Annotated in this window: 8 protein-coding genes; 2 read left to right on the top strand and 6 right to left on the bottom strand. The window is 45.3% G+C overall.

Annotated features, from left to right (window positions below):
* Positions 1-34: 34 nt before the first annotated feature.
* From recA to CI960_RS11465, 3 genes are read right to left on the bottom strand one after another with little or no spacing between them, the layout of a single operon-like run.
* On the bottom strand, positions 35-1087 hold the full coding sequence (gene recA / locus CI960_RS11475; RefSeq protein WP_005856173.1) for a recombinase RecA: 1053 nt from the start codon (positions 1085-1087) through the stop codon (positions 35-37).
* A gap of 9 nt (positions 1088-1096) precedes the next feature.
* Positions 1097-1555 carry a thioredoxin-dependent thiol peroxidase gene (gene bcp, locus CI960_RS11470; RefSeq protein WP_005856182.1) on the bottom strand — a complete coding sequence of 153 codons (459 nt, stop codon included), beginning with the start codon at positions 1553-1555 and terminating at the stop codon, positions 1097-1099.
* 1 nt (position 1556) lies between these two features.
* Positions 1557-2750, bottom strand: coding sequence for a saccharopine dehydrogenase family protein (locus tag CI960_RS11465; RefSeq protein ID WP_005856184.1), 1194 nt, complete (start codon positions 2748-2750; stop codon positions 1557-1559).
* Between the two features lie 202 nt (positions 2751-2952).
* Here CI960_RS11465 and CI960_RS11460 point away from each other — a divergent pair, with 202 nt between their 5' ends.
* Positions 2953-5238: an ATP-binding protein gene (locus CI960_RS11460; RefSeq protein ID WP_005856186.1), complete on the top strand. Its 2286-nt coding sequence runs from the start codon at positions 2953-2955 to the stop codon at positions 5236-5238.
* 6 nt (positions 5239-5244) lie between these two features.
* Positions 5245-6432: a class I SAM-dependent methyltransferase gene (locus tag CI960_RS11455; protein ID WP_005856188.1), complete on the top strand. Its 1188-nt coding sequence runs from the start codon at positions 5245-5247 to the stop codon at positions 6430-6432.
* Between the two features lie 182 nt (positions 6433-6614).
* Here CI960_RS11455 and CI960_RS11450 read toward each other — a convergent pair whose 3' ends face one another.
* The 3 genes from CI960_RS11450 to CI960_RS11440 form a co-directional block, all read right to left on the bottom strand.
* A complete protein-coding gene (locus CI960_RS11450; protein WP_005856190.1) occupies positions 6615-7445 on the bottom strand; it encodes a hypothetical protein in 831 nt (276 codons plus the stop codon).
* Between the two features lie 34 nt (positions 7446-7479).
* On the bottom strand, positions 7480-10401 hold the full coding sequence (locus CI960_RS11445; protein WP_005856192.1) for an ATP-binding cassette domain-containing protein: 2922 nt from the start codon (positions 10399-10401) through the stop codon (positions 7480-7482).
* An 83-nt stretch (positions 10402-10484) separates the two neighbouring features.
* Complete coding sequence (locus CI960_RS11440) at positions 10485-12152, bottom strand: putative transporter (RefSeq protein WP_005856194.1); 1668 nt, start codon at positions 12150-12152, stop codon at positions 10485-10487.
* Between the last annotated feature and the right edge of the window lie 79 nt (positions 12153-12231).

The following is a 12231-nucleotide window of genomic DNA, read 5'->3' as shown; positions in this document are numbered from 1 at the left end:
TCGTATAGGGGCGGGGGGTGCCCGCCCCCGCAAATTACTTGTTGGCTTTTAATGCCTCAAATATTAATTCGGATAATTCGTCTGCCAATTCGGGATTGTCCTCGACACATTGTTTTGCCGCATCACGACCTTGTCCCAATTTGGTATCATTGTAGCTGTACCACGAACCGCTCTTCTTGATGATATTCAGTTCAGAGCCAAGATCGATGATCTCTCCGGAACGGGAGATACCTTGACCGAACATGATATCGAACTCTGCCTTGCGGAATGGAGGAGCCACCTTGTTTTTTATGACTTTCACACGCACTTGGTTACCCTTGATCTCGTCACCATCTTTCAGCTTTCCAATACTACGGATATCCAAACGGACTGAGGCGTAGAACTTCAACGCATTACCACCAGTCGTCGTTTCCGGGTTCCCGAACATTACGCCGATCTTATCACGCAATTGGTTGATGAAGATACAGGTCGTATTCGTCTTATTGATCGCAGCTGTCAATTTACGAAGGGCTTGCGACATTAAGCGAGCTTGCAGACCCATCTTGCTGTCTCCCATATCGCCCTCAATCTCAGCTTTAGGAGTCAAAGCGGCTACGGAGTCGATAACAATGATATCTACGGCGGATGAACGGATCAACTGCTCGGCTATTTCCAAGGCCTGCTCACCGTTATCCGGCTGGGAGATCCATAGGTTCTCTACATCAACGCCTAACTTTTCAGCATAGAAACGGTCAAAAGCATGCTCCGCATCGATAAATGCGGCGATACCTCCTTTTTTCTGAGCCTCGGCGATCGCATGGATCGCTATGGTTGTCTTACCGGAAGATTCCGGACCATAGATCTCGACGATACGTCCTTTCGGATATCCGCCTACGCCCAGCGCTGCGTTTAAAGCGATAGAGCCTGTCGGTATCACCTCGATATCCTCGATGTTTTCATCGCCTAGTTTCATGATCGAACCTTTTCCGTAGTTCTTCTCGATTTTATCCATTGCCGCACGTAAAGCCTTTAGCTTATCCGTGTTAGCGGCTGGTTTACCACCTTCTTCTTTCGCTTTTTCTTCGAACAAATTTTCTTCTTTTGCCATATGTGTCCCTTATAAATTAAGGATTTGATTTGCATGGTCTTTTGTCTTCACCTCTTTCGGCCCGATGATATTAGTAACAATACCTTCCTCGTTAATGATAAAGGTGGTCCGGAGAGTCCCCATGTATGAACGTCCGTACATTTTTTTCTCAGCCCACACACCAAACTGTTCTTGTAAGGTCGTGTCTGTGTCCGCTATTAAACGGAAAGGTAAGTTTTGCTTTTGTATAAAGCCTTGATGCGATTTGGCGCTATCTTTGCTTACTCCGATGATCTCGAAGCCTTTCGCTTGTAAGGCTTGATAGCCGTCACGTAAGCTGCATGCTTCCGCCGTGCAACCGCTCGTGTTATCTTTCGGATAGAAATAGAGCGCTACTTTTTTCCCTTTATAGTCACTCATCTTTACCTCTTTACCGTCTTGATCGGTTCCCAAAAACTCGGGAACCTTATCGCCTATTTGTACTGCCATATTACAATTCTAAGTCAATGTTAAACAATTCATGCCAAGGCAAACCTTGCTCATTTAGCTCTTTCATGAATGGGTCCGGATTGAATTCCTCTACATTCCATACTCCCGGTTTCTTCCAAATGCCTTGCATAAATAATTTGGCGCCGATCATGGCGGGAACACCGGTGGTATAACTAACACCTTGCGCTCCTGTCTCTAGATAAGCGGCATGGTGGCTACAGTTGTTGTATACGTAATAAGTTAATTCCTTACCGTCCTTGATACCACGGATGCGGCAACCGATGGAAGTCTCGCCAGTATAATTCTCTCCCAGATCACCCGGGTTCGGCAATACGGCTTTTAAGAATTGGATCGGAACGATTTCCTGCCCGTTGTAAAGGATCGGGTCGATACGAGCCATACCGATATTTTGGATGACACGTAGATGAGTCAAGTATTCCTGTCCGAAAGTCATCCAGAAACGAGCCCGTTTGAGGGTCGGGAAGTTTTTGGTCAAACTTTCCAATTCCTCGTGATACATCAAATACGATTCTTTCGGTCCTACATTCGGATAATTCAAGGCTTTATGTACGCTTAACGGATCGGTCTCCTTCCATTCCCCATCCTCGAAATATTTGCCACGTTGAGTAATCTCACGGATATTGATTTCCGGATTGAAATTGGTAGCGAATGCCTTATGGTGATCTCCTGCGTTGCAGTCTACGATATCCAGATAGTGTATCTCGTCGAAATGATGCTTTGCCGCATAGGCTGTATATACGCCGGTAACCCCCGGATCGAAACCACATCCCAAGATAGCGGTAAGACCGGCTTTCTCGAAACGATCTTTATAGGCCCATTGCCAGCTGTATTGATATTTGGCTTCATCAAGCGGTTCGTAGTTGGCCGTATCTAAATAGCTAACGCCGTATTCCAGACAAGCATCCATGATATGCAAGTCTTGATAAGGTAAGGCCAGATTTACCACCAAATCCGGTTTGAAGGCGTTAAACAAGGCAACAAGCTCTTGCACGTTATCTGCGTCTACCTGTGCGGTTTGCACTTTTACGTTCTTGATATCGGCGGCGATCTTGTCGCATTTACTTTTCGTACGGCTAGCTACCATGATATCCGTGAAGACATCCGCATTCATCGCTATTTTCTTAACAGCAACGGTACTTACGCCCCCTGCACCAATAACTAATACTCTTCCCATTTACTAATAGAATTAATCTTGTTAATATACAGTTTACAAGGTTTTCAACCAATGGACAAATATACGGCTTTTCCTTGACAATCCCTATAAAAGATTTATTTATTCATTTTAGAAGGGATGAAAGGAAAGAAAGATACAGCTAATGAATGTGAATACTGAAAATAGTCGTACTTTTGTCACATTTACTGTTTAAAGTTTGGACATGAGATTTTTAAATTATGCCGGGGGTGTTTTTATTCTGCTCTTATTGGCGTTGGGGTGCAAACCCGAGGCGAAGCGGAGCCGTGTGCTTGTGATCCAATCTTTTCGGTGGGATGACAAGAACTATCTGGAATTAAACTCGGATATCCGGAAAGAACTGAGAAAAAACCGGGTGAATGCGGACATCCGCACGTTTTATCTCGACTGTGAGTGCTATATGGCTGAGGAGGAAGAGGAACGGATGTATAACTTTATCGATACGATACGTCTTTGGAAGCCCGACCTCATATTGGTGAATGATGATCAGGCTACCTATACGTTGATGAAATGCGGCCATCCTTTTGTAAAGAAAGTTCCGGTTGTTTTCTCTGGCGTCAATTTCCCTAATTGGGATTTGCTGGAAAAATATCCGAACGTAACAGGTAGTTGGGACAAGATTGATTATAAGGAAAACCTTCGTTTGATCGATCAGCAAATGGGAAAGTCTCGCATTTATATCAATTATGATAAGACCTCCTTAGGGCAGTTGGCTTTCCGGGAGTTGATAAAAGCGGTCGATACGAGCCGATATGTATTGAATTATAATCAATTGGCTTTCCAATTAAATGACCCGGACTTTAAGGTAGATTCCATGACGTTTAGAACCGAGATGAGAATGAAGGCGATACGTCCTTCGAAAAATGTAATTCATTTCATGCCTTTTCGTAAAGCCAATGGGGAGTTTTTATTGAGTAATATTAATGGTACCTATCCTTATTGCGTATTTTTCAATATCCGTTATGACTATACATCCGCAGGTTTGTCTAAGATGTTCGTGACTCCTTCATTTACGGCGGTGCGGGAAATCTTTAATATAAACGTGGAAGTTCTGGGAGGCTATTTTTGCTCGAATCGCATACAAGCGGCGGAACAGGCTCGGTTGGCGGCTAAAATTCTTTCCGGTACGCCTGTCTCTTCCGTTCCGATCGTAGAGAGTCCTAAAGAGTATCTGTATGATTGGGGGGAGATGCAACGTTTAGGTATCTCAAAGGAGGAGGTCCCTACTAATGTTCACATCATCAATATGCCTATTTCTGAACGGTATAAGATTGGGGTTTTTATCGCCTCTTCCTTGGGCGTGATCTTATTGCTGGCATTGATCGGTTATTTGTTTTATCTCTATTGGCGGGAAGCAAGACGAAGGAAAGCGGTGCTCGCTAATTTAAAGCAAGAGAAGGAGCATCTTTCTTTAGCGTTGGAAGGGGGGAATATATTCGCTTGGAAATTACAGTCTGGTACCTTCCGGTTTGACAACGAGTTCTTTAGCTATGTGAATATTTCTCCCCGGGAAATTCCTTTGGATGAGCTGTACGAGATGACTCATCCGGACGATAGGCAGAGTTTGCGCTCCTTGATTGATTTCATTTGTACGGGTACGATCTCTCATCATATCCTTCAATATCGTTGCGATTTTAACGGGAAAGGTTACCAATGGTGGGAATTTCGTTACGGAAGCTTAGAGGATGCGAATGATGGGTATGTAATCAATGGCTTATGTTTGAATATCCAAAATATCAAGGATACGGAGGAGGTCTTGATCTCTGCGAGGGAAAAAGCCGAGGAGTCGGATCGGATGAAGTCGGCTTTCTTGGCGAATATGAGCCATGAGATCCGTACGCCGCTGAATGCGATTGTCGGTTTCTCGAATTTAATGAACTCGGAAGAGGTCTTGGAGCCGGAAGAGCGTGAGCAGTTCGTGAAGTTGATTAATACGAACTCCGACTTACTATTGAAACTGATCAATGATATTTTAGATCTTTCCCGTATGGAATCTGGAAAGATGAGTTTTGTTTTCGATCGCCATGATTTGAATGTCTTGATCAATGAAATCTATTGTACTTTCCAGTTGATGATGCCCGAGGGGGTAGAGCTACGCATGCGTGTCCCCGAGATCCCGGTGGTTGTGGCGGTAGATCCTTATCGGCTGAAACAAGTATTGTCTAATTTTATCAATAATGCCATCAAGTTCACGACTTCGGGCTATATAGAAGTGGGATACTATTTCTGTACGAAAGGCGACTGCCTTCATATCTATGTAGAAGACACTGGTATCGGTATCCCTGAGGAGAAACAGAAGCAAGTTTTTGATCGTTTTTGCAAATTGGATGAGTTTGCGCAAGGCACCGGACTCGGACTGGCGATTTGCCAAGTGATAGCGCAGCGTTTCGGCGGTGAGATACAATTGAAGTCGGAATATGGTAAAGGTAGCCGTTTTATGCTAACTTTGCCTAAAGAACGTATAGGTTGACAAAGCATGGAACAAATAGAGGAACTTTCACGATTTATCAAGGAACATGCGTCGGATGATTTGAATCGTCTGTTGCTTTCCGCCTCTCGTTATCCGGGGATCGATATCCCTTTCGTGGTGGATCAATTAAAATCTCGGCGGCAGATCAAGGATAAACTACCTTCATGGTATCAAAACGATCGACTGGTTTTTCCGGCGAAGATAGCGGCGGAGCAATGTTCCTCGGAACAGACTGCCTTGTACAAACAGAGGTTGGTAGATCCACAGGCACATGTATGTGATTTGACTGGTGGATTGGGGATCGATAGCTATTTCTTCTCCCGGAAAGTACGGCAGGTTACTTATATCGAACGCTTTCCCGCTTATTGCGAGGCGGCTATCCATAATTTCAAGGTGCTAGACGTTGGTAACGTAACGGTATTGAATGGCGATTCTACGGAGTTGATAGATAAGATCGATGGAATAGATGTGTTTTATATCGATCCGGCTCGTAGGGGAGAGGGGAATAAGCGGATTTTTGCGCTGCAGGATTGCGAGCCGGATTTGACAAAGTTGGTTCCTGTCTTGTTTGGTCATGCCCCTAAGGTGATCGCTAAATTATCTCCGATGGCGGATATTCATATGACGTTGGATTTGCTTCCGGATGTGACAGCCATACAGGTGCTTTCGGTGAAAAATGAATGTAAGGAGCTTTTGTTTGTGTTGGAGCGAGGCTCGAAAGGCGGGAGTCCTCAAATCTGTTGCGTGAATTTCACTTCGGAGGAAGAGCCGGAATTGTTTGTGTTCTCATTGGTGGAAGAACGGGAAGCTGTCGCTTCCATCCGTGGAGAAGTCAAGCGTTATTTATACGAACCGAACGCTTCCATCTTGAAGGCGGGTGCGTTTAAAGCGGTCGCCACTCGCTTTGGATTGAATAAATTGCATGTCAACAGTCATTTATATACGTCGGATGAGGTTGTCCCTAGTTTTCCGGGACGTTCTTTTGTGGTAGACGAAGTGATCCCCTTTACGAATAAACAATGTAAGACCTTGTCGAGGCAGATTCCCCAAGCGAATATCACAGTCCGTAATTTCCCCCTCTCGGTGGATGAGTTACGTAAGCGAACTAAAATTGCGGATGGAGGAACTATCTATCTTTTCGCTACTACTCTGGAAAATGGGGATAAGGTACTTATCAAAACTCATAAGATATAGGATACTGCATAGGTGCTGCAGCATTACTGCATAAGGGTTGCAGTACTACTGCTAGGCCTGTTGCAGTACTACTGTAAGGCTTGTTGCAGTACTATTGCAAAGCCTGTTGCAGTGATATCCGAAGGGATATAAAAAAGTGTATGATGTTATCACCATACACTTTTTATGATATGAGGTTTATATTACTTCAATAGATTCGCACGCATTTCCTCAATCTTAGCTTTTGACTCACGAGCCGTATTTATGGTTGCTACCATTCCGCTTAACGGAGCGATTGTAGTTCCTAATTGCTCCAAGTCAGGATAATATTTAGCTAAGTCGGCTGTGATCTGCTGGATGATACCGATACGTTTTTCCATATTCTCGCTCAAACCGGCGGAAATAGCGTCGCCTTTAACAACCAAGCCCGGATTTGCGTATACAATGGCATATTCTACAGCCATGCCCCCTAACAACTCAAGCTCAACGTCAGCCTTATCATTTTCCATCATAGCGTCGATCAATTTGTTTTCTTGGTTTTTCATGAATTTGCTTAACTCCTCTTTGCTGGCGTTAGCGGGAGCGGACTCTTTCATGATGTCGATAGCGAATGGAATGTCCAGATCCGTAGTCAATTTAACCAATACGTTCTCGATATCTGTAGTCGGCTTTTTCATAGCCTTCAATACGTTCAAGTCTGCGAAGTAGATACCGCAAGCACGTGCTTTCTGGGCTTGTGTGTTCAATTCGGAAACCTTGCTGACCGGCAACATAAAATCAGTATTAGCGACAGAGATCGTAACCTCGCCGGTAGATACTTTGTAAGGCAACTCCGAATCCGGCATATCTTTCAAGAAACGAGTAACCTCGTCTTTCAACTCGGCAGTAAGCAGACCTTTAGATACTTCTCCTGCGATAGCTGCTTCTTCCTCTACTTTTTGCTCAGCGGCGTCTTGTTTTTTACTGCTGTTGCAAGATGCCATTCCAAATGTAATCGCTGCTATGGTTAGCAGGCTAACAAAACTCTTTTTCATGTTATTCTTTATTTTTAGATTATATATTTTGTCATTAATCGCTCCCTTTGTTTAAATACTTGCCGGGAAACTCTGCGAAGATAGATATAATTACCAATAAAGCAAAGATTCCTAACATTAATAAATTAAATGTAAAAGTAGAAAATGTATAACCGGCGAATTTTTTCTCATGACTATAGAAAGGCGCACGTCCCCAATTATTGTCCGGTTCCAGATAAATCTGCCCGATTTTAGGGTAGATCCGGTTGTGGGCCTCCTTATAGAATTGGGTACTGGTTGAGTTGAGTACCAGCTCCTCGATGGCTGAGTTATGATGTTCCTTTTTCAAGGTGTTCAACCATTCGGAGCCGTGTTCTTGAATGACCTCTTTCCGTTTTTTCTCTAATAACGCCGTGAAATTATCGCTACGGGTATGCAGGGCTTTTTCTACTTTATCCATATAGCTCTCGTAACTCTCTTTGGACGTATAGGGGGCGATACGGGCGGCACGGGATAGTACGGCCAGTTCGTTGTGGATCGTCCGGGTGTTCTTTTCCCGTTTCTCCGGGATCAGGTTGAGGCTGTTTATGAGGCTGCGCACCTCGTCAGCATGGACATTCCGGTAATATTGCGCTAGGAACTTTTCTTTCTCGACCGTGAAAAATAGGCGGTTGTAGCTGTTGTTCCGGAATTGTTCCGTAACCAACGCCTCGAATGCCCAACGTGAGGGAATAACCTCACCGATAAGGGGCACTATGTTCCGGCTGGATGCGCTTCTGCTCAAATCGTCGAACTTGACAACTAAGCCGCAAAGTAAGATCTGCGGGATTAAAAGCAGCGGTATCGTTATATAGATCGCTACGATCGAGTTTAGGGATTGCGATAGTACCAAACCTGTCAGGTTGGCGAGGAATGAGGTTGCCCATAGCGTGATCCACCAAGTAAGGAACATCTCGCTTCCAATGCCTATCAATAAATTTCCTACCACTATGAATAGCAAACTTTGGATCGCTGAGATACAAAGCAGGTAGAACATCTTTGACGAGAGATAACTGCCTCGGCTCAATCGCAAGAATCGTTCTCGCTTTAGGAGCGTCCGGTCCTTGATGATCTCTTCGGCGCTGATACTTAATCCCGTGAAAGTAGCGACAATCACCGCCATGAAAATGTAGGATACCAGATTTTTGTTCGCCAGCAAAGAATACCCGTCATCGGGTACGAAGCGGGTGAGCAGGGCCACGATCACCGCCAATAAAGGAGTCTCCAGTAAGGCGATGCACAAGTACTGCTTATTGGTCAGCTTGGTCTTTATGTTTCTTTCCAAGAAGATACAGAATTGCTTCCAGATCGAGGGCTTCTGCTGATGATTCGGGGGCAGGGGGGTAGGCTTAACCTCTTGGAACTTCGGGCGGGAAGCTACATATAACTCATGCCATTCTTTTGAAGTTATCTTCCGGATGTTTGTCTGGTTTCCGCTATCGTCTATCTTTTTTGCGTCGATAATGGTTAGGATTAGTTCCGGATTGATATTTCCGCAGGTGCCGCAAACACTGATGTCTTGATCTGTATAATTGGCGATCCGTTTGAAATAGGTGATCGCCTCGATCGGGTTACCGTCGTAAATCGGGTAACCGCCGGTATCTAATAACCATAGGCGGTCGAACAGTTTATAGATCTCGGACGAAGGTTGGTGGATATTGACAACCACGAGCCGTCCCCGGTGTGTTTGTTCCTTTAACAGCATGATGACCTTTTCGGAATCGGTGGACGAGAGGCCGGAGGTAGGCTCATCCAAATAAAGGATCGCCGGCTCACGGATAAGTTCCAGTGCTATATTTAAACGTTTACGTTGCCCTCCGCTGATCGTTTTCCGGATTGGAGACCCGACGGCCAAATCCCGGATCTTGCTCAGATCCAAATCCTCCAGTATCGTATTGACACGATCCTCGATCTCCTTTTTGGTCAGGTTGGCGAAACAAAGGCGGGCGGTATACCATAGATTTTGGAATACGGTCAGCTCCTCGATCAGCAAGTCATCCTGAGGCACGAAACCGATCAATTGCTTGCATTCCGGATCACTCAGCGGATGTCCGTTCAGGCATACATTTCCCTCTCCGGGGATAATATTCCCATTTAAGATGCTTAACAAGGTCGACTTACCAACGCCGCTTCCTCCCATGATGGCTACCAACTGGCCAGATTCAAGGTTGAAAGAGAAATTGTGCATACCGTTCTCGCTATTCTTGAAGCTGAACTCGATATCCCTCCCGGTTAATAAAATACGTTCCTTATGCTCATTCTGATTGAATACATCGAGGACATCACTATAATAAACCGGCAAGAATAGTGGGCTTTTGATTACGCTGCTGCGTTGCCAGCCATAGAAGATACCGGAAGTAAGCGGGATATCGTTCATGAATACCCGTCCGCTGCCTTGGTAGATAAAGACCATTCGGTCGAACCGGGTCAGTCTCAACACCCGTATCTCGCCCTCCAACCCCCTTCTGTAGATATGGTTGACGTCTTTATCGCTATCATCAGCGTTGATCGTAAGTATGGAGGGGGATTTTTTACCGACTACAAAGGCGTATAGGTTGTCGAAGGTATCCGTATCGATATTGAATATCGTAGCGATCTTATGGAAAATGGCTAAGTTCTCGTTCAATCCTTCATTGTTGCCATGGGCGAACTCCATGAAACGGAGAAGAAGCAATAGTTGGTCTTCTGCGATCAATTTGGGCTTGAGCTGGTTGCATACGTTAATAATAACGCTTTCTCTATCGATGTCGAACTCCGGGTCATCGTAAACACTTTGTATCTCTTCAAATAGCTCCATATATTCTTTATGGGAGCGGATACCAAAGTGACTGGTTAAGTAAGAATTGACAGCTTGACGTGCTTGATCACTTTCTATTTTTGCCAAGGACGCAAATATAGCGAACAAGTTTAGTAGCCCATTGAGTATAGTTTCATTCATTCATCAAAGTATTGTTTCAAATGTCTTGCAAAGATAAGGTAAGTGAAACAAAAAACAGGTCGAATGTTAGACTTTTTAAGCGGTCAAGTGAATAACATGATCAATAATTGGGCAGAAATCACCCGGATGAACATGGATAACGGGTAAACCGTAGCGTAAGATACGGAAGGCTCGTCACCCTCGACGGTCGTATTGGCATAACTCAAGGCCATCGGATTGGCCATGCTTCCGCATAGCATACCTATGTTGTGGGCGTAATCTAACTTGAAGAATTGCGAGGCGATGAACCCGACGATCAAGACCGGTACGATCGTCAATAGGAAACCGAGACCGATCCATAACAATCCCTCGGCACGGAAGACGGTCTCGAAGAAATGAGCTCCGGAGTCGATTCCCAGTCCCGCCAGATAGATCACTATACCGAACTGCCGCATCATCAGGTTTGCGCTCTGGGTGGTATAAGTCGTTAGGTGGAAACGGGGGCCGAACGCACCCATCAAGATTCCAACGATGATCGGTCCTCCGGCGATACCCAGCTTGATGGGGGTACTCATTCCCGGTATGGCGATTGGGATCGCCCCGATTAATACGCCCAGCGTAAGTCCTACGAATATGGCAAGCAGGTTCGGGTTATCCAGCCGTTTCAGCTCGTCTCCCAATATCTTACCCACGTTATTCACGGAATTGGCCTCGCCTACGATCGTTAGTTTATCCCCAATCTGTAGACGGAGGTCACGGGAGGCCACCAGATCGATACCCGCACGGTTTACCCGGGTGATGTTGATCCCGTATAGGTTGCGGAGCCGGAGCGAGCCTAGCTTTACCCCGTTTACCCGGTTGCGGGTTACGACGATACGGCGGGAGATCAATTGGCTGTCGATAGCGTTCCAGTCAATATCTTCCTTATTCCAGTCCGTAGTCTCTTGTTCTCCGAAAAGTACCTTGATGGATTCGACATCCGCCTTTACGGATATGATAAGCAAATGGTCTTTTTCCTTTAAGATGGTTTCAGAGGTAGGGATCGTCACCTTTCCGTTCCTCCAGAGGCGGGAGATCACGAAATGTTTCTCTGTCAATTTCATGACTTGCTGGATGCTCTTATTGTAAATAGAGGGGTTTAATACCTGAAATTCCGCTACGTTTGTTGTCGTGTCTTGCTCCTTATGCGTGCTCTGTGTCTTTTTTGCGAATAAGGACCTCAAGATGATAATAGCGAGAATTACGCCTACGACACCTAATGGATAAGCTACGGCACAGGCCAGAGCCATATCCGTTACGTTCCTCGTATTTTCCGGATCCATTTGTAAGAGCGCTTGCTGGGCGGCACCTAGGGCCGGGGTATTCGTTACGGCACCGGATAGCAACCCTACCATAACGGGGACGGAAATTCCTGTTATCCAATGAAACACCAACGTCAAAATCAGTCCTAAAGCGATCACCCCTAATCCCATCGTATTCATTTCCACCCCGCCTTTTTTTAGGGAAGAGAAGAAACCGGGACCTACCTGCAATCCCAAGGTATATACGAAAACGATAAGCCCGAAGTTCTGAGCGAAGTTCAGCATGTCCTTATTTACGGTAATGCCCAGATGCCCTGCCATAATACCGGCGAAGAATACAAAAGTGATGCCTAATGAAATGCCGAATATCTTTAGCCGCCCTAAATACACACCAACCGCCGCCACGATAGAAATGACGGCCACGGCCTGTATCATCGAGGGTTCTGTAAGCGTCTCAAGTAACCAATTCATAAGAGTTTCTTTTTTGCTTTAGAAGCGCAAAAATATATAAAACAAAGCAATTAAAAAAATTGTAGTATCTTTGCCCACG

Source organism: Parabacteroides sp. CT06, from assembly GCF_002257605.1.
GTDB lineage: Bacteria > Bacteroidota > Bacteroidia > Bacteroidales > Tannerellaceae > Parabacteroides > Parabacteroides distasonis.
Note: the sequence above shows the minus strand (reverse complement) of the source record. Positions and strands in the feature narration are given on the sequence as shown.

What these genes read in the sequence shown, in the direction of transcription:
- recA (WP_005856173.1), bottom strand. Translation starts at nt 1,087, where the DNA reads ATGGCAAAAGAAGAAAATTTGTTCGAAGAAAAAGCGAAAGAAGAAGGT.
- bcp (WP_005856182.1), bottom strand. Translation starts at nt 1,555, where the DNA reads ATGGCAGTACAAATAGGCGATAAGGTTCCCGAGTTTTTGGGAACCGAT.
- CI960_RS11465 (WP_005856184.1), bottom strand. Translation starts at nt 2,750, where the DNA reads ATGGGAAGAGTATTAGTTATTGGTGCAGGGGGCGTAAGTACCGTTGCT.
- CI960_RS11460 (WP_005856186.1), top strand. Translation starts at nt 2,953, where the DNA reads ATGAGATTTTTAAATTATGCCGGGGGTGTTTTTATTCTGCTCTTATTG.
- CI960_RS11455 (WP_005856188.1), top strand. Translation starts at nt 5,245, where the DNA reads ATGGAACAAATAGAGGAACTTTCACGATTTATCAAGGAACATGCGTCG.
- CI960_RS11450 (WP_005856190.1), bottom strand. Translation starts at nt 7,445, where the DNA reads ATGAAAAAGAGTTTTGTTAGCCTGCTAACCATAGCAGCGATTACATTT.
- CI960_RS11445 (WP_005856192.1), bottom strand. Translation starts at nt 10,401, where the DNA reads ATGAATGAAACTATACTCAATGGGCTACTAAACTTGTTCGCTATATTT.
- CI960_RS11440 (WP_005856194.1), bottom strand. Translation starts at nt 12,152, where the DNA reads ATGAATTGGTTACTTGAGACGCTTACAGAACCCTCGATGATACAGGCC.